At 70.7% G+C, this 17,673-nt stretch carries 18 protein-coding genes, 1 pseudogene and 1 riboswitch; of the genes and pseudogenes, 18 read left to right on the top strand and 1 reads right to left on the bottom strand.

All coding sequences use genetic code 11. The features are described 5' to 3' along the window. Positions 1–23 precede the first annotated feature (23 nt). The 18 genes and pseudogenes from lspA to ACUN9U_RS16875 all read left to right on the top strand — a co-directional run bounded on the left by lspA (position 24) and on the right by ACUN9U_RS16875 (position 16,976). The gene (gene lspA, locus ACUN9U_RS16790; protein ID WP_139713905.1) at positions 24–548 is read left to right on the top strand and encodes a signal peptidase II; all 525 of its coding nucleotides are present in this window, start codon (positions 24–26) and stop codon (positions 546–548) included. Continuing rightward, positions 545–1,201, top strand: coding sequence for a TlpA family protein disulfide reductase (locus ACUN9U_RS16795; protein WP_139713906.1), 657 nt, complete (start codon positions 545–547; stop codon positions 1,199–1,201). The genes lspA and ACUN9U_RS16795 overlap by 4 nt, the downstream gene beginning before the upstream one ends. Next, positions 1,198–1,950, top strand: coding sequence for a cytochrome c biogenesis CcdA family protein (locus tag ACUN9U_RS16800; protein WP_180357952.1), 753 nt, complete (start codon positions 1,198–1,200; stop codon positions 1,948–1,950). The genes ACUN9U_RS16795 and ACUN9U_RS16800 overlap by 4 nt, the downstream gene beginning before the upstream one ends. Further along, positions 1,950–3,611 carry a cytochrome c biogenesis protein ResB gene (resB, locus tag ACUN9U_RS16805; RefSeq protein WP_445486151.1) on the top strand — a complete coding sequence of 554 codons (1,662 nt, stop codon included), beginning with the start codon at positions 1,950–1,952 and terminating at the stop codon, positions 3,609–3,611. The genes ACUN9U_RS16800 and resB overlap by 1 nt, the downstream gene beginning before the upstream one ends. A 50-nt stretch (positions 3,612–3,661) precedes the next feature. Next, complete coding sequence (gene ccsB / locus ACUN9U_RS16810; protein ID WP_139713935.1) at positions 3,662–4,639, top strand: c-type cytochrome biogenesis protein CcsB; 978 nt, start codon at positions 3,662–3,664, stop codon at positions 4,637–4,639. Between the two features lie 117 nt (positions 4,640–4,756). Next, positions 4,757–5,254, top strand: a complete 498-nt coding sequence (locus ACUN9U_RS16815; RefSeq protein ID WP_222710995.1) for a signal peptidase II — start codon at positions 4,757–4,759, stop codon at positions 5,252–5,254. A 238-nt stretch (positions 5,255–5,492) separates the two neighbouring features. Continuing rightward, a riboswitch (cyclic di-AMP (ydaO/yuaA leader) is annotated at positions 5,493–5,655 on the top strand. A gap of 7 nt (positions 5,656–5,662) precedes the next feature. Beyond that, the gene (locus ACUN9U_RS16820; protein WP_139713908.1) at positions 5,663–6,142 is read left to right on the top strand and encodes a C40 family peptidase; all 480 of its coding nucleotides are present in this window, start codon (positions 5,663–5,665) and stop codon (positions 6,140–6,142) included. A gap of 339 nt (positions 6,143–6,481) precedes the next feature. Then, positions 6,482–6,682, top strand: coding sequence for a hypothetical protein (locus ACUN9U_RS16825; protein ID WP_445486152.1), 201 nt, complete (start codon positions 6,482–6,484; stop codon positions 6,680–6,682). A gap of 334 nt (positions 6,683–7,016) precedes the next feature. After that, a pseudogene (gene cmtR / locus ACUN9U_RS16830) lies at positions 7,017–7,367 on the top strand (Cd(II)/Pb(II)-sensing metalloregulatory transcriptional regulator CmtR); the annotation flags it as partial. Between the two features lie 533 nt (positions 7,368–7,900). Further along, positions 7,901–9,838, top strand: coding sequence for a heavy metal translocating P-type ATPase (locus ACUN9U_RS16835; RefSeq protein WP_445486153.1), 1,938 nt, complete (start codon positions 7,901–7,903; stop codon positions 9,836–9,838). A 268-nt stretch (positions 9,839–10,106) separates the two neighbouring features. Then, positions 10,107–10,538, top strand: coding sequence for a hypothetical protein (locus ACUN9U_RS16840; RefSeq protein ID WP_139713911.1), 432 nt, complete (start codon positions 10,107–10,109; stop codon positions 10,536–10,538). Positions 10,539–11,291: 753 nt separating this feature from the next. Then, complete coding sequence (locus ACUN9U_RS16845; RefSeq protein ID WP_257571117.1) at positions 11,292–11,921, top strand: DsbA family protein; 630 nt, start codon at positions 11,292–11,294, stop codon at positions 11,919–11,921. Beyond that, positions 11,918–12,670 carry a copper resistance CopC family protein gene (locus ACUN9U_RS16850; protein ID WP_139713913.1) on the top strand — a complete coding sequence of 251 codons (753 nt, stop codon included), beginning with the start codon at positions 11,918–11,920 and terminating at the stop codon, positions 12,668–12,670. Before ACUN9U_RS16845 ends, ACUN9U_RS16850 begins: the two co-directional genes overlap by 4 nt. A 110-nt stretch (positions 12,671–12,780) precedes the next feature. Continuing rightward, a complete protein-coding gene (locus ACUN9U_RS16855) occupies positions 12,781–13,497 on the top strand; it encodes a TlpA family protein disulfide reductase (protein ID WP_218974816.1) in 717 nt (238 codons plus the stop codon). A 121-nt stretch (positions 13,498–13,618) separates the two neighbouring features. Beyond that, entirely contained in the window at positions 13,619–14,389 is a 771-nt protein-coding gene (locus ACUN9U_RS16860; RefSeq protein WP_255472634.1) for a cytochrome c biogenesis CcdA family protein, read from the top strand. 132 nt (positions 14,390–14,521) lie between these two features. Further along, a complete protein-coding gene (locus ACUN9U_RS16865; RefSeq protein WP_139713940.1) occupies positions 14,522–15,592 on the top strand; it encodes a cytochrome c oxidase assembly protein in 1,071 nt (356 codons plus the stop codon). Between the two features lie 44 nt (positions 15,593–15,636). Next, positions 15,637–15,978, top strand: a complete 342-nt coding sequence (locus tag ACUN9U_RS16870; RefSeq protein ID WP_139713941.1) for an ArsR/SmtB family transcription factor — start codon at positions 15,637–15,639, stop codon at positions 15,976–15,978. Then, on the top strand, positions 15,978–16,976 hold the full coding sequence (locus ACUN9U_RS16875) for a cation diffusion facilitator family transporter (protein WP_139713914.1): 999 nt from the start codon (positions 15,978–15,980) through the stop codon (positions 16,974–16,976). Before ACUN9U_RS16870 ends, ACUN9U_RS16875 begins: the two co-directional genes overlap by 1 nt. Before the next feature lie 272 nt (positions 16,977–17,248). Here ACUN9U_RS16875 and ACUN9U_RS16880 read toward each other — a convergent pair whose 3' ends face one another. Further along, entirely contained in the window at positions 17,249–17,377 is a 129-nt protein-coding gene (locus ACUN9U_RS16880) for a hypothetical protein (protein ID WP_255472631.1), read from the bottom strand. Positions 17,378–17,673: the final 296 nt, after the last annotated feature.

A 17,673-nucleotide genomic window follows, 5' to 3' on the forward strand; every position in this document is an offset into this window, starting at 1 on the left:
CAGCGCCGGCAGCGAGCGTGGTGATGAGCGTCGACACTTCGGCCGGCGGCTCTGCTCGGACCAGCGCGGCATTCCTGCGGCGGGTCGTGGCGGGAACCATCGCAGCATCGGTCGTCGCTGTTGACCTGAGCGCCAAGGCGTGGGCGCAGAGCGCGCTGCAAGGCCGGGTGGTTCCGCTGGGGCCGGTGGACCTGCGCCTGGCCTACAATCCCGGGGTGGCCTTCTCCGTGGGGGCGAGCGCTCCGGCTGGGATCGTCCTGGCCGTCACCGCGCTCATCACTGTGGCCGTCGCAGTGTTCGCCTGGCGCACCGCAGCGACCCCTGACCGAGGACGCCTCGGCGCACTCGCCCTGGTCCTGGGGGGCGCAGTGGCCAACGTGGTGGACCGCGGCCGTGACGGGGTCGTCACCGACTATCTGCACAGCGGCTGGTTTCCGACCTTCAACCTCGCAGACACCGCCATCGTCGTCGGAGCGGGCCTGCTGGTGTTGAGCTCCCTTCGCCACGGCGGTGCCAGCGACGGTGACGACAGAGGCGCACAGGCATGAGCGCTGGACGCACGCGCCGGCCCCTGACGCGTCGGGCGCTTCTAGTCGGAGCGTTCGCTGCACCCACAGCAGCGCTGGCAGGCTGCTCGGGACTGGGCCAGCCCGGCCAGGACTCGGGCAACCAGCAGGGCTACGTCTCCGGCAACGGTGACGTGACCCTGCTGCCCGCGGCCGAGCGGGGCGAACCGGTCCAGCTCAGCGGAACAACCACACACGGCGACACCGTGGACGTCGGCGACTGGCGCGGTCAGGTGGTAGTGATCAACGTCTGGTACGCGGCGTGCGCGCCGTGCCGCCTGGAGGCGCCTGACCTGGCCCGGGTCGCCTCACAGACCCCAGACGTGCGCTTCCTCGGGCTGAACACCCGTGACGGTCAAGCGGTGGCGAACACCTTCGAGAAGGAGTTCGCCATCCCCTACTCCAGTGTCCTGGACGCGGGCTCTGGCCAAGCGCTGCTGTCGCTGCGCGGCACCATCCCGCCGCAGGCCGTGCCTTCCACGCTCGTGCTCGACGCCGAGGGGCGTCCGGCAGCACGAGCGGTCGGCCGCGTGGAGGAGAGCGTGCTGCGCGGCATGATCGATGAGGTCCGCAGTGGCCGAGCCGACGGCGCCGGCAGCTCCGGTGGCGCAGCGACCGTCAGCGGTGGCGCGTGAGCGCGGCTGATCTCTTCCAGCAGCTGGCAGGCGGCGGTCCGCTGGTGGTGGCCGCGCTCGTCGCGGCTGTGGCGGGCGTCGTCAGCTTCGCCTCCCCGTGCGTGCTACCGCTGGTGCCGGGCTATCTGGGCTACGTCACCGGCCTGACCGGTGTTGACCTCGGGCGCCAGCGCCGCGGCAGGCTGCTGCTCGGCTCGGTGCTCTTCGTGCTCGGTTTCTCGGCGGTCTTCGTCGCTGCCGGCGCAGCGTTCGGGGCTCTGGGTGCCTTCCTGGTGAGTCACCAGCTGCAGCTGACCCGGTGGATGGGCGTCGTCGTCGTCCTCATGGGGCTAGCCTTCCTCGGCCTCGTGCCCGGTCTGCGCGGGGAGGCGAAGGTGCGATGGCGCCCGGCAGCAGGCTTGGCCGGAGCGCCGCTGCTGGGAGCGACCTTCGGGTTGGGGTGGGCACCGTGCATGGGGCCGACGCTGGCGGTGGTGCTGGCTCTGGCCACCGATGCCGCCACCGCCTCGCGCGGGGTGCTGCTGTCAGTGGCCTACTGCCTGGGCTTGGGGCTGCCGTTCGTGCTCGTCGCGCTCGGACTGGGACGATCGACGAGGGCCCTGGACTGGGTGCGCCGACGGCGCTTGACCATCACCCGCGTCGGTGGCGCCGCGCTCGTCGCGGTTGGCGTGTTGCTGGTCAGCGGCCTGTGGACGCAGTGGCTGCTGGCTCTGCAGGGCAGCATCGGTGCCTTCGAGACGGTGGTGTGATGACGAGCGTCCAAGAGCGCCGCCCGGCCCTGCCCGAGCCGCCGGGCAGTGATCGCCCCGCAGGGCTCGGTCTGGTGGGCTGGGCCCGCTGGACCTGGCGTCAGCTCACGAGCATGCGCACGGCGCTGCTGCTGCTGATGCTGCTCGCGGTGCTGGCGGTGCCCGGCTCGCTGTTCCCCCAGCGCAACATCGACCAGGTCGCCGTGGCCCAGTACTTCCAGGACAACCCCGACTCTGCGCCATGGCTGGACCGGCTCAGCCTGTTCGACGTCTACTCCTCGCCGTGGTTCTCCGCGGTCTACCTGCTGCTGTTCATCAGCCTGGTCGGCTGCGTGCTGCCGCGCACCAAGGTGCACGTGGCCAACTTGCGCCAGGCCCCTCCGCGCACCCCGGCACGCCTGTCACGGTTGCCTGAGCACCGCACCGTCGAGGTCGATGCCGCTCCCGGTGACGTGCTGCGCGTCGCCCAAGACGTCCTGCGCAGCCGCCGGTACCGCACCGCGGACTTCGGCGACGACCGCCACGGCCCGTCTATGGCAGGGCAGCGCGGAGAGCTCCGAGAAAGCGGCAACCTGCTCTTCCACCTGGCCCTGGTGGGGGTGCTCATCGCCGTGGGCATCGGCGGCCTGTACGGCTACCGCGCCCAGGTGATCGTCCAGCAGGGGCAGGCGTACACCAACCAGGTCACCGCCTACGACAGCTGGGACCCGGGTGCCTACGTCGACGGCTCCGCTCTCCCGCCGTTCTCCTTCGCTCTGAACGCGTTGCGCGTCGCCTTCGACGAAGACTCCAGCGGCAACCAGTTCGGCGCCCCCCGCAGCTTCGAGGCGGACGTCACCGTCACCGACGCCCCTGGACAGGCACCGCGGCAGGAGAAGATCCGCGTCAACGAGCCCCTGCGCGCCGGCGGGGCGTCGGTGTACCTCGCCGGGAACGGCTACGCCCCGGTCATCACCGTGCGCAACGGCGCCGGGGAGGTCGTCTTCGACCAGGGCACACCGTTCTTGGTGCAGGACGCCAACTACACCTCCACCGGTGTGGTGAGGGTTTCCGACCCGGCCGGCGATCTCGGCCTGCAGGGTCTGCTCCTGCCGACAGCTTCCGAGGACTCGTCCGGGCCTCCCGTCTCGACCTTCCCCGATCTGCGCAACCCCGAGGTCCTCTTCTTCGCCTACACCGGTGATCTCGGTCTGGACGATGGTGTACCGCAGAACGTCTACGAGCTGGACACCTCGCGCATGCAGCGCGTGACCGACGTGGACGGGCAGCCACTGCGCTTTTCGATGAAGCCCGGTGACACCTATGACCTGCCGAACGGACTCGGCTCGGTGACGCTGGACAGGATCGACAGGTTCGCGGGCTTCACCGTGCGCCACGACCCGGCGCGCGCAATGGCCTTGACCTTCTCCCTGCTGGCCATCGTCGGCCTGACCGCGTCGCTTTTCGTCCCGCGGCGGCGCGTCTGGGTGCGGGCAGCACCCGCCACCGGTGACGCCGCGCAGGGCCGGACGCTGCTCGAGGTCGGCGCCCTGGCGCGCAGCGAGGACCACGGCCTGGCCGGCGAGGCCGACGCGGTCCTGTCCGCCGTGCTCGCGCGCCTGCCCGCCCGAGACACTGACCAGACCCCGTCCGACAAGCCCCCGCGACAGGAGGAGCCGTGAGCGTCGACGAGACCCTGGCCTCGGCCAGCAACTCCCTCGTCTACTCGGCCATGGCCGTGTACACCCTGGCCCTCGGCGCCAGCGCCATGGACCTCGCCGGCCTCGGCGAGCGCGCCACGGCGAGGAACCGCCGCAAGCAGCAGGGCAGGCAGGCGCTGCAGGCGGCGTCGCGCCAGCCGGCGGTCGTCGGGGCCGGTGCTGCCGGTCCGGTGGTGCGCACCTCCGCCACGCAGGAGCCGGTGCCCCTCGCCGAGGACGGCGCCCCCCGCAAGGCGGCCGGCATCGCCACCTCGCTGACGGTGCTGGCGCTGCTGCTGCACCTCGGCGGCGTGGTCACCCGCGGTCTCTCGGCGCACCGGGCGCCCTGGGGCAACATGTACGAGTTCTCCGTGACGGGCACCTCCGTCGTCGTCCTCGTCTACCTGCTGGTGCTCACGCGGCGCGACGTGCGCTGGCTCTCCACCTTCGTGCTGGCCCCCGTGCTCCTGAGCCTGGGCCTGGCCGTCGCCGTCCTCTACACCGACTCCGCGCCGCTGGTGCCCGCGCTGCAGAGCTACTGGCTGATCATCCACGTGTCGGTGGCGTTCGTGAGCTCGGCGCTGTTCGTGCTGGCCTTCTCCACCACCGTGCTGCAGCTGGTGCAGGAGCGCCGCGAGGCGCAGCGCGCCGCCGGCGCCACCCCGGGTGCCGGCCGCTTCATGGAGGCGCTCCCCAGCGCCGCCGACCTGGAGAAGCTCTCCTACCGCCTCATCGCCATCTCGTTCCCGCTGTGGGCGTTCACGCTGGTGGCGGGCGCGATCTGGGCCGAGGTCGCCTGGGGCCGGTACTGGAACTGGGACCCCAAGGAGGTGTGGACCTTCATCATCTGGGTGGTCTACGCCGCCTACCTGCACGCCCGGGCCACCGGTGGCTGGAACGGGCGTCGCGCGGCGTACCTGTCCATGGCCGGCTTCGCCTGCCTGATGATCAACTACGGCGTGGTCAACACGGTCTTCCCGGGCAACCACTCCTACGCTGGTATCGGTTGAGAGCGCGCCGTCCATGCACCTCGAGCGCTTTCAAGGTCCTGATCGACCTGCGCTGGTGGGGATCCAGTGAGCGCTGACGCTGGCCGGCGTCCTCGGCGATGGCTCCTGGCCCTGCTAGTGGCAGCTGCGGCCGCTGGCCTGGACCAGGTCACCAAGGCAGTGGCCGAGCGCACGCTGGACGGCTCGGCGCGCGAGCCATTGTTGGGTGACTTCCTCGGGCTGCAGCTGTCCTTCAACCCGGGGTCTGTCTTGGGGCTGGGGTCAGGCAGCACGTGGCTCCTGACGGTCGCGGCTGGCTTGGCCTTCTTGGCCTTGACGCGGGCAGCGCTGTGGGCCCCTTCGAGGGGATGGGCGCTGGCGACCGGTCTGCTGTGGGGCGGCGTGACCGGCAACCTGCTTGATCGGCTGCTTGCCCCTCCCCGCTTCGGGCAGGGACACGTCACCGACTTCCTGACCTACGGACACCTCTTCATCGGCAACCTTGCCGATGTGTGGCTGACCTTTGGCGCTGCCCTGGCTGCTGTGCTGCTTATGGGGGAGGCGCTGCAGGATCCCTCCGCCCAGCACCCCGTCCAGCCTCCTGGGCATCCACAGCAATTGCGCGAGCGCAAGTGAGCGACGCGCCGTGGTGGACATCACGCCTTGGCCCTAGGCGACAGTCCGTGTGCCCGCAGGCTGCCCGTGGGAGGCGCGCGAGCCGTAGGGAGCCGTGAACCCTGGGCAGGACCACACAGCGGCAGACTCGCTGCTCAGGCGCCAGGAAGGTTGTGACCAAAAGTAGCTTTCGGGTACGTTCTGGTGACTTTCGGGCATCCGAGAGCTCTCAACGCGCACGCCGAGCCCCTGCCAGCGCGGTCGAGGTCCACACATCCTTGTGGCAGGGGACGGGGGAACCACTTCCGGGCGCGCTGCTCTTCGGAGCGTCGTCGCGTCCTCGGGGTGAAGCTCGCCTAGCGAGCCGGGGGACCTCACCTCCCGAACCCGACAGCTCACCTCGCAGGCGTCGGAGAGGCTCACCCCCACATGTCGATGACTCCCGCCCTCAAGCCTGCCCGCAAGCACCAGCGCGCCCTGACCCGGCTCGTCGCCGGCCTCGCACTGTCCGGCGGCCTCGTCGCCGGTGCCGCGATCCCGGCCAGCGCCGCACCCGTGCTGAACAGCGGGGCCGTCCTGGCCACCGCGAGCCAGTACATCGGCACCCCCTACCGCTTCGGCGGCACCAGCCCGTCCGGCTTCGACTGCTCGGGCTACACCCAGCACGTCTACGCCGACAACGGCATCGCGCTGGCACGCACGACTTCCGAGCAGCTGGCCACGACAACGCGCATCAGCAAGTCCGAAGCGCGCCCTGGCGACCTGGTGTTCTTCGTCAACGCTGCGGGGCGGCCCTACCACGTCGGCATTTACACCGGCGATGGCCGCATGATGGACTCCCCGCGCACAGGCAAGTCGGTCAGTGAGCGCTCGATCTGGACCGAAGACGTGATCTACACGCGCGTGTGAGCCCACCTTGGCGCCCACCTCGGGGCCGATGAACAGGGTCGCTCTGACCCAAGGTGGGCGCCAAGGAACTTCACGAACGAGTCGTGCTGTGATCGAGAGGTTGACCGCGAGGGGGACGCCCCACAACGCCCTGCCCTTCCTGCAGCAGGTACCACGAAGGCGACCCAAGCCAGTCCTCGTGCCACAAGTCTTCAGGGGCATCAGACGGCCAGGCCCTTCACGTGTGCGCGAAAGCCGTGCAGCAGTATTCTCCGAGCGGGCAGTGGAACCGACGGCGCTCTCGGGCGCGGGGGTGCTCCTGGGGTGTAGTTCTGCTCGTCGACAGCCGATGAAGTTGGCGTGACCCGCATCAGTGCTGCGACGATGGTCCAGGCCTTCGTCATTCTTGTGACGGCCGTCGTGTTCGGCTTGATGGTCTTTGGTCCGTCCGACCCTTCGGGGCAGGGCTCGATGAGCGGCTCGAAAGTGAGCGGCATGAATATCGGCGGCATGTCCGCGGGCAGCAGGTCCATGGACTCCCATGACAGGAGCGGGCACTGACGCCGCCCCACGGGGCCTCGTCTCTGTCTCGCTTACTCCAGCACCCTTTTCGGACCCAACCGCTGGCTGCTGCGCCCGTCGCCTCTCTGAGCAGGTAGGACAGGGCGTCTGCGCGCATCTGCCCTGGTCGGCGATGCAGTCGGGCGGTCACTGGTCAGGCGATGAGGCGATGAGTGGCCAGGGGTGTTGCCTGGCGCCGGACAACCTCAGCTGACCATCGAGGGGCAGGTGGCCTCGACACGGAGGTCACGCGATCCGGGCACGCCGCCAGATCGGTACCACCTGCCGCACCACCGACGGGCCATATGGTCAACCTCCGCTGTACAGTCAGTACATGCTGACGATGGCGTCCCGCCTGCAGGTGATGCAGCGGCTCGGTCGAGCGATGGCCGACCCGACCCGCTCCCGCATCCTGAGCCGGCTGCTGGACGGCCCCTGCAACCCCGCCCAACTGGCCCGGGACCTGCAGCTGACCCCCTCCAACGTCTCCAACCACCTCACCTGCCTGCGCGGCTGCGGCCTGGTGGTCGTCACCCCCCAGGGTCGCAAGGCCAGCTACGAGATCGCTGACCCCCACCTGGTCAAGGCCCTCACCGCCCTGGTTGACATCGTCCTGGCCGTCGATGACGGACGCCCCTGCGCTGATGCTGACTGCGACGTCCCGCTGTGCTGCGGCCCGGGCGCTCTTGAGACGGCTAGGACCCCCCAGGCCGCCCCGGTCGCGGACGGCACCGAGCCCGCCGACGCCACCGGGGTCCGACCGTGAGCGGCGCCTGCTGCGGTGAGGACGAGCCCCGCTCCACGCCAGTGAGCCAGCGGCGCAGTGAGCGACCCAGCCAGCGCATCCAGCTCACCCTCCAGCCGCAATCTGCACCACCGAGCGGCTCCCTGCAGGCCCAACCCGCGGACCCAGCCACCACGAGCACCACAACCACCGAACCAGGGTGCGACTGCTGCTCCCCAGCTCCGACACGGGTACGCCTGGATCTCGGGCCGGCCACCTCCGGTGAAGCAGCCCCCCACCTAACCGACATCGCCGACATCACTGACGGCGCAGACCGCAGAGATCGCCCAGGCCCTGCTGACCTCGATGACTGCTGCGCCCCCAAGGCCCGCCCTACCGACGCTGAACTTGTCCACGAGGACCTGCCGCCGTGGTGGCGCGAATCGGCGCTGCGCCTGCCGGCGGCCTCGGGGCTCCTGGTCGCCGCCGCCCTGGTGCTGGACCACCTCGCCGGCGCCCCGACCGCCGCGGCCGTGCTCAACGCCGCCGCCCTGCTGGCGGGAGCGTGGACGTTCATGCCCGGGGCGCTGCGCCGCCTGGTGCGCGGCCGTCTTGGGGTCGGGCTGCTCATGACGATCGCCGCCGCGGGCGCGGTGGCCCTGGGCCACCTCGGCGAAGCAGCCGCCCTGGCGTTCCTGTTCTCCATCGCCGAGGCCCTCGAGGACCGCGCCATGGACCGCGCTCAGCACGGCCTGCGGGCTCTGCTCGCCCTAGTCCCACCGACCGCACGGGTTGAGCGCCCCGCCCAGCCGACCGGCAGTCCAGGCGAGCACGTAGTGCCCGCCGTGCAGGTGCGCACCGGGGATGTGCTGCTGCTAGCCGCCGGTGAGCGCGTGGCCACCGACGCCGTCGTCCTGACCGGCCGCTCAGCCCTGGACACCTCCGCTGTCACCGGGGAGTCCATCCCCGTCGAGGTCGGCCCCGGCGAACCCGTCCCGGCCGGGTCGGTCAACGGCACCGGCACGCTGCGCCTGCGGGCGGTCGCCGATGGGCGGGACAACTCCCTGACCCAGATCGTGCGCCTGGTGGAGGCAGCCCACGCACGTAAGGGCCAGCGCGCCCGCCTAGCCGACCGCATCGCCCGACCCCTGGTGCCAGCGGTGCTGGCCCTGGCGGCGCTGGTGGCGCTGTACGGCGTGCTCGTCGGCGAGCCGGAACTGTGGCTGCAGCGGGCTCTGGTGGTGCTGGTGGCGGCCTCCCCCTGCGCGATGGCGATCGCGGTCCCGGTCACCGTGATCTCTGCGATCGGCGCGGCCAGCAAGCTGGGGGTGGTCATCAAGTCCGGGCAGGCCTTCGAGGACCTCGGCGCGGTGCGCCAGGTGCACCTGGACAAGACCGGCACCCTGACCCGCGGCACCCCTCAGGTGGTCGCTGTGGCCACCATCTCCCCCGTTGCCGCCAGCACCTCCTACAACATCTCCAGCAGCGCCTCGGGGACGTCTGCGGACCGGGTGCTGCGAGCGGCCGCTGCTATCGAGGCAGGCAGCACCCACCCCCTGGCTCACACCCTGCTGACTGCGGCCACCCTTGAACAGGCAGACAGCGCGACCCTCCCCGACGCCACCGACGTGCACGAGCACCCCGGCCAGGGCATTAGCGGCCACTGGGGCGGCACCGCGGTGCGGGTGGGCAGCACCCGCTGGATCGACCCCGGTGCCCTGACCGGCGACGTCGAGCAGATGACCGCCGCGGGCATGACCGTCGTCCTCGTCGAGATCGACGGTCACCTCACCGGCGCCATCGGGGTGCGCGATGAGCTGCGTCCCGAAGCCGCCGAGGCCGTCGCCCTGCTGCGCCAGCAGGGCCTGGCGGTGTCAATGCTGACCGGGGACGACGCCCGCACCGCTCACGCCCTGGCATCCCAGGCCGGCATCACCGACGTGCGCGCTGCGCAGACCCCGGCGGACAAGGCCAGCGCCGTCCACCCCACCGCATCCTCCCGAGGTGGGACGGCGATGGTCGGGGACGGAATCAACGACGCCCCCGCCCTGGCCACTGCCACCGTCGGCATCGCCATGGGCCTGACCGGCTCGGCCGCCGCGATCGAGTCCGCCGACGTGGCCTTCACCGGCACCGACCTGCGCCTGCTGCCCCGCGCGTTCGCCCACGCCCGCCGCGGCCGATCGATCATGACCGCGAACATCGCCCTCGCGCTGGCGATCATCGTGGTGCTGGTGCCGCTGGCGCTGTTCGGGGTGCTGGGTCTGGCGGCGGTGGTGCTCGTCCACGAGGTCGCCGAGGTCATCGTGATCGCCAACGGCGCCCGCGCGGCGCGCCTGGCCCGACGACGCCGCGTGACCCTGGAAGGCGCCGAGGTGACCGGCACCGACAACGCAAACCGCCGCGCTGCCAGTGCCACACCCTCTCGTTGAGCCCGGTGCGTCACAGCGACCCACGGCCGGTCGGTGTGCTGTCGCTCACCGGTGTGACTCGCGCAGCAGCGTGCCCATGCGCGCGGCGGGAGAGCCAGACGGTGGCTGTAGCGTCGAGAGGGTGAGTTGCCATCGAGTCGCCGCAGTCGCGGCATCCGGTGGCACACACGTCGACCTACCAGTCGATCCATCAGTGCGTCTGGCCGTCGCTGTGCACGGGGGCCTGGCCGAGGACGCCCGAGGCGTGCGACAGGCCCTTCCAGGACGCGTGCTGCTGGCAGGGTTGGCGCTGGTGCTGGCGGTGTTGAGCTTCTGCCTCGCGGGTGCGTACACCGCCGACCACGCCCGCGATGCCCGGGCCTCCGCGGCCGCGGCGATGGGGGTGCAGCGCAGCCTCGTCGATGCAGCACCAGTTGGCCTGCAGCCGGCGGTGACGGCGGAGATGGCGGAGACGGCGGCTTCGTCTGCCAGCTCGTCCCCGGAGAGTCACCTCACGGACCCGTCAGTCGGGTCCAGCGTGACTGACGGTGGTCACGACCAGGGCGAGGACGGCTCACGCGGCGCTCATCAGCACGTCGAGCACGACGTCTTGATGGATGTCGCCCCGCGCGCAGGTGCGCCAGTCAACACCGCCGCCACGATCACTTCTCGGCAAGCGCCACCGCTGGTGCATGCCCCCATCGTTCTTCCTCCCGATTAACGGCTAGCGCCGGCTAGAGCTGGCTGCCCCCCACGACGCCTCGCAAGGTGTCGCGTCGCTGTGCCCGTGTGCCCGTGCCCTGACCGATATGGGCCCATCGTCTGGGTCCATCGCCGTGGACTTCGCGTGCGCCACGTGTCTGGGTCGTCCAGGCACCACCCGTGCAGCTGATCCGAGGGCTTGCCTGGCAGTTCGTCACGTCGGGAGTTGAGGTCAGCGCTGCACCTCCTCCATCTGCGTCCTGGCTGTTCCCCGTCTGCAAGGAGCTCCCATGTCTGCTCGTACCCGCGCCGTCATCGACTGGCTGAACAGCGCCGGCTTCACCATCGCCGCCACGGCTTTCGGGCTCCTCTGCCTGTTCCTGGTCGTGTCCTACCTGTTCACCTGACCACTGGACCTTCACCTGACCACTGGACCGCCGAGGCCAGCGCCGAGCGGCGCTGCTGCCGCTTGGCCCTCCTGCTCCATCACCAGCGAAGGACTTCCGTCATGAACTCTGCGGACAACTCAGCGCCTCGTGGATCGGCGCCCGACCCACAGCCCGACGACGTGGGTGCCACCACCGATCCCACGACCCCCGGCTCCCCGACCGAGGCAAAGGGAGGGCCCGGTCCAACCGGGGCATCCACTGCGGCCGGCACAGCTGCTGCGTCCTCCGCGCATGTGAGGGCCACCAAGGTCGGCAAGGCGCAGGTGCGCCAGGAGGCACGGCCTGCTCGCCCAGCGTCGGCGCGCAGGGCTGTGAGGTTGTCGGTGTTCGTCGTGGTGGCGCTGGTGGCGGTGCTCGGTGCGGCTCTGCTGGGCAGCCGCTCGGGCGGCGGGCAGGCCGAAGCCGCTGATGTGGTGCGCCAGGACAGCCACCGCCTGGGCGCGCCGGGCAGCAGCGGGGTCACGCTGACGGAGTTCTTGGACTTCGAGTGCGAGGCGTGTCGAGCTGCCTACCCGCTGGTGGAGCAGCTGCGGCAGGACTACGCCGGGCGCGTCACCTTCGTGGTCCGCTACTTCCCCATCCCCGGGCACGCCAACTCCACCCCCGCTGCTGTGGCCGTTCAGGCCGCATCCGAGCAGGGTCAGCTGGAGGCGATGTACCAGCGGATGTACCAGACCCAGGAGCAGTGGGGCGAGCAGCAGCAGCCCACTCCTGAGGTCTTCCGCGCCATGGCTGTTGAGCTGGGGTTGGACATGGCCGCCTTCGATGCCGCCGTCGCTGATCCGGCCACCGCGGCCAGGGTGGCCTCCGACTTCGAGGACGGCATCGCCTTGGGGGTGCAGGGCACCCCGACCTTCTTCGTCAACGAGGAGAAGATCCAGCCCGCAACGGAGCAGGAGTTCCGCGCGTTGTTGGACCAGGCGCTGGCCGAAGCCGAGGGCGACAACTCGTGAGGCGGTTCCAGGTCAGCGAGCGCACCTCGATCGGGCCGCTGCTTGTCGCTGCGTTCGTCGCCGCCGTGGTGCTGCAGGCTCTCGCGCTCACCGTGGCGGGGCCGGCGGCGGCTCATGGGGCGTTGAAGTCGACCTCACCGGCTGAAGGGGAGCAGCTGAGCGTTGCACCCACGGAGGTGGTGCTGGATTTCAACGAGGTTCCTCTGCCGCTGGGCACGGCGGTGGCCGTCACCGATGCGCAGGGCACGGTGGTCTCCACCGGCCAGGTCCAGCTGGACCAGCGCCGCCTGACCCAGCCGCTGCAGCCGGGCCTTTCCCCGGGGAACTACCGCATCGCCTGGAGGGCGACGTCGGCGGATGGGCATCCGGTCTCCGGGGAGCTGGGCTTCGTCGTCGCGGCCGGTGCTGGTGCTGGTGCTGGTGCTGGTGGCGCATCGTCCGCTGCTGGTGGTGCAGCAGCCGGTACGGGCACTCCTGATGCTGACGATGGCGCCACCGGTGGCGCACCGAGCGATCCCAGCGCCGGCCCGGCATCGGCTGCGGACGCCTCCGCCTCACCGCAAGCCGAAAGGCCGCAGGTCTCGGCGACCGCGGGGGTGAACGACGGCGGGGGGATGTCCGGCGGGGCTCTGCTCACCGGTGGTGCTGCCCTGCTGCTCTTGGTAGCCGTCGCGGTCAGTGTCCTGCGCCGACGGCGGCGCACGGCCTTGACCGAGGAAGCCTCCACTCAAAGATCGCCACAGCGATGAGGCTCCACCCGGTGATGCGGCGCTCAGCTGCCCGGTCAATTGCTCGGTCAGCTGTCTGGTCAGCTGCTGGGCCGGCTGCGCGCCGTGGTCGAGCACCCAAGCAGGCTCGGGTGCTGTGGGGCGCCGGGCTGGTGGCACTGAGCGTGACGCTCTCAAGCTGCGCCGGCCTCGGGGTCCAAGGGGATGACGGCTCCCAGCAGGGCTTCGTGGCCGGCGACGGCACCTGGGAACTGGTGGCCGAGACCGACCGCACCGACGCCGTGCAGATCACCGGCCCCGGCAGCGACGGTTCGACGGTCGACGTCAGCGCCCTGCGCGGACACGTCGTGGTCATCAACGTCTGGTACGCCGCCTGCGCACCCTGCCGCGTGGAGGCTCCCGACCTGGCTGCAGCTGCCCGGGAGTACTCCGAGGCAGGCGTGCGCTTCGTGGGGATCAACACCCGGGACGGACTCGCAGCAGCGAACACCTTCGAGCGGCAGTTCTCGGTCCCCTATCCCAGCGTGATGGACTCCGGATCCGGACAGGCCTTGCTCGCGCTGCGCGGGGTGGTACCGCCGTTGGCGGTTCCCACCACGATCGTGCTGGACCGTCAGGGACGTCCCGCTGGACGCATCGTGGGGCGCGCTGACCCAGGAGTGCTGCGCGGCATGATCGAGCAGGTAGCGGGTCTGTCCTCTGTGTCGCCTTCCGCTGGAGCTGGTCAGGCACCGACGTCGAACGATGCTGCTTCCCGGGCGCCCTCGGCACCGGCTGGCGCTGCGGCGTCGCTGAACGTCGGAGGGCTCGGGGTGGGGCTGCCCATCACCCCGGTCGGCGTCGGATGACGAGGCCGCAGCCAGTGCCGATGTGCCGCCGGCACGACAGAGGTGCGTGCGCAGAGGGGTCTTCGCGCGGCGCAGCGGCGGCTCGGTGCCTCGGCGGGCCCAAGCCCCTGGTGGGGCGGTCGTGAGCGTTCCCACGGTGACGGGTCTGGGTTCGCAGTTCGCCCAGAGCGCCTTGAGCGGACCGCTGCTCGTGGCCTTGACCGTCGCGGGGGTCGCTGGACTGGTGAGTTTCGCCTCGCCCTGCGTGCTGCCTCTGGTGCCGGGCTACCTGAGCTACGTCACGGGTCTGAGCTCGGTGGCGTTGGAGGACCGGCGCCGCTGGCGCGTCGTGCTCGGTGCTGGACTGTTCGTGCTCGGCTTCGCCGTCGTCTTCATCGGTTTGGGTGCTGCCTTCGGTGCACTCGGTGAGCAGCTGCAGCGCCATCAGGTGCAGCTCTCGCGCTGGCTGGGGGGCGTCGTCGTGCTCATGGGGCTGGTCTTCCTGGGTGTGCTGCCCGGATCGGGGCGGCAGGTCTCACTGCGTTGGCGACCGGCGGCTGGCCTGGCGGGCGCTCCGTTGCTGGGGGTGGTCTTCGGGTTGGGGTGGGCGCCGTGCATCGGTCCGACGCTGTCGGCGGTGCTGAGCTTGGCCACCGATCAGGCCAGTGCGTGGCGAGGGGCTGTGCTGACGGCGGCCTACTGCGCCGGACTGGGCGTGCCCTTCTTGGTGGTCGCGCTCTTCGTGGGGCGCAGCCAGCGGCTGCTGATGGTGCTGCGCCGCCACCGCTTGCTGATCTCTCGGGTAGGAGGGGTCGGCCTGGTGGTGATCGGTGTGCTGCTGTTGACGGGTCTGTGGGGCCGCTGGCTGGCTGAGATGCAAGGAGTCATCGGTGGATTTCAGACGGTGGTGTGAGGACGTGGTCAGGCCTGCCTCGGCTGGCCCTGCACGGTGTGCCCTGCTGCATGCGGTGCTCGTGGTGGATGAGGCAGACGCCTGTGCCCCTGCTCCCAGGCCGCTCGCTCGCACCTGTGGGGCGGGCGCGTGATGGCGCTGGCGTCGGGCGAGGGTGAGCTGCCCGCGGCTGGCCCCTCGCTGCAGACGCTGCTGAGCCTGACAGCGGGGGGGCTGCACGTGCTGCCCGTCCTGATCAGCGTGGTGGGGCTGGCCTACTTCGCCGGGGCGGTGAAGCTGTGGCGCAGCGGCCGGCGCTGGTCGGTGTGGGCCACGACGTCCTTCATGGCGGGCTGTGCGCTGGTGCTGGCCGTGACGGTGAGCGGGGTGGAGGTCTATGGCAGCCGCATCTTCTCCATCTTCATGTTCCAGCAGCTGACGCTGATGATGGCAGCGCCCGTGCTGCTGGTGCTTGGCCGTCCTGGGACGTTGCTGCTCAAGGCGCTGCCGCGGCGCGGGCGGGCTGCGGTGCTGGGACGGCCGGTGCTCGCCGCAGCGCTGTGGGGGCTGCGCTCCAGGCTCGGGAGGGTGCTGTTGCACCCGGTGGTGTGCCTGCCGCTGTTCCTGGCGTGCTTCTACGGGATGTACCTGACCGACCTCGCTGGGGTGTTGCTGTCCTCACCTGCCGGGCACACCGCCGCTGAGGTCGCCTTCTTGGCAGCCGGGGTGCTCTTCACCGTGCCGGTGCTGTCCAATGACCCGCTGCCCGCGGTGCACGCGCCTATGACCCAGGCCGCGGAGGTGCTGCTGGAGGCGTTCCTGCACGCCTTCTTCGGGGTGATCATCATGATGGCTTCCACGCCGTTGGTTCCCCACTTCGCCGACCCACCGCCCGGATGGGGGGTGGACGTGATGGCCGACCAAGCCGTGGCGGGGGGTCTGGCGTGGTCCTACGGGGAGATCCCTTCGGTGCTGCTGCTGGTGGTCATCTTCGTGCGGTGGCGGCGCAGCGATGAGGCTGCGGCATCGGCTCGGGATCGCTACGTCGAGGAGCACGGCGATGCCGAGCTGGAGGCCTACAACGCTCACCTGGCGGCTCTGGCCGCCGGCTCGCCTGCGCGCCACGACGCGGATGGCAGGACCACCCCGGACCCGAGCTCGAGATCAGGCTCGGAAACAGGCTCGGAAACAGGCTCGGCAACGGGCCCGGGAACGGGCTCGTGAGCCCGGGGGAGGTGCGGCCGGACCTACCGTTTGTACATGCGTCGATGTACATTTGGCGCGTGCAGGTGGCTACCCATGCCGATGTCCTGGCGCGCTTCGGCCACGCGCTGTCTGACCCGACCCGGGCCCGGCTGCTGCTGGCCTTGCGCGAAGGTCCCGGGTATCCCACCGAGCTGGCAGCCTCCCTGGGCACCTCGCGCCAGAGCCTGTCCAACCACCTGACCTGCCTGCGCGGCTGCGGTCTCGTGGTGGCCACCGCAGAAGGCCGGCGCACGCGCTATGAGCTGGTTGCCCCCGGTCTCGTGCACGCCCTGGAGGACCTGCTGCGCCTGACCCTGGCCGTGGACCCGCTGGTCTGCGGCTCGACTCCGAAGGAGTGCTGCTGATGCCCCACGATCACTCCAGCGCTGCAGCGGGCGAGCAGCACGCAGGCTGCGACCAGCGACGTCGGCTCGCCATCGCCTTGACCATCACCGTGGCCATCACCGCAGCGGGCCTGACCGGTGGCCTGCTGACTGGCTCCTTGGCCCTGCTCGCCGACGCCGGCCACGCCTTGACCGACGCCGCAGGTCTGGCGATCGCTCTGGTCGCGGCCACCTTGGCGCTTCGCCCGGCCACCGATGCGCGCACGTGGGGCTTCCGGCGTGCTGAGGTGATCGCCGCCGCCGTGCAGGCCGTGGCGCTGTTGGGCATCGGCGTCTTCGTCATCGTGGAGGCCATCCGCCGCTTCAGCGAGCCACCGGAGGTGGCCTCCTCGGGGATGGTCCTGTTCGGCGCGGTGGGGTTGCTGGGCAACGTCGTGGCGATCTGGGTGCTGACCCGCGGCGGCCACAGCCACGCCCACGGCTCCTCCTCGAACGGCGAGGGCGAGGGTGGCGGCTCCTCTCCCGCAGCGCTGCGGTCGCTGAACATGAAGGCGGCGCTGCTGGAGGTCATCAACGACGCACTCGGGTCACTGGCCGTCATCATCGCCGCGGTCGTGATCGCCACGACCGGCTGGACGCGTGCCGACGCCGTCGCCTCCCTGCTCATCGGGGCTCTGATCATCCCGCGCACGGTGCGGCTGCTGCGTGAGAGCGCTGAGGTGCTGCTGGAGTCCACTCCCCGGGGCTTGGACCTGGCCGCGGTGCGCGAGCACCTCCTCGCTCAAGAGCACGTGCTGGCCGTGCATGACCTGCACGCCAGCCAGATCAGCACGGGGTTGCCCGTGCTGAGCGCACACGTGGTGGTGGAGGACTCCTGCTTCCACGACGGACACGCCCCACAGGTGCTGGACGCGCTGCAGCAGTGCCTGGCCGGTCACTTCCCGATCAGCGTGACGCACTCGACGTTCCAGATCGAGCCGTCCAGCCACTCTCACCACGAAGCTGGCGCCCACTCATGATCAGTGATGAGCGCAGGTCGCGGAACAGAGCGGCTCCGGCGTCCCGACATGTGAAGCCGGCCCGCCTGTGACCCCCTGACCATCTCGACCGGAACGAGCCGCGGTTGCTGCGCCGGCGACTATCAGGTCCGAGAAGATTCGCTCATCGATACAGGGCGCCGTGGGCCTCACCCTGGCTGCTGTACGCGTGACGGCGGCCGCAATGGCCGGTGGGCGACGGTCGGCCAGGCGCCAGCCAGGTAACGATCAGCGGCGTGCTCGTGAAGGCAGGGTCATCGGGTCGTGGGTGCTGCCGTCAGAGCAGCATCCAAGCCGGTGACGGTGTCCGAGACCTGGCGCAGCTGGCCGCCGCTGGCCTCGACGGCACGGAGGTCCGTGGTCGCCGTCGCGACATCACTCACCGCCGACATCGTGGTCTGGATCGTCGCAGGTGGGCCTGCTGCCGAGCCGCCGTCACTGGTGCAGATCCTGACCTTTACGCCGACGCGGCTGAGCCGGCAAGAGCTCGAAGAGCCGGGGACGCCGTCAGGCCCGCAGCGCCGAGGAGCTGCGGCGAGGTGCTGCAGCGCGGCGGGCGCGGACGACGACGCCCTTGAGTGAATCTGTAACTTTCAGGTACTTTTCGGTCGCTCTCGGACATGACCGAGTGCTCTCGTCGCGCACGCCGAGCCCCTGCCAGCGCGTTCGAGGTCCGCAG

The organism is Quadrisphaera sp. KR29, from assembly GCF_052644995.1.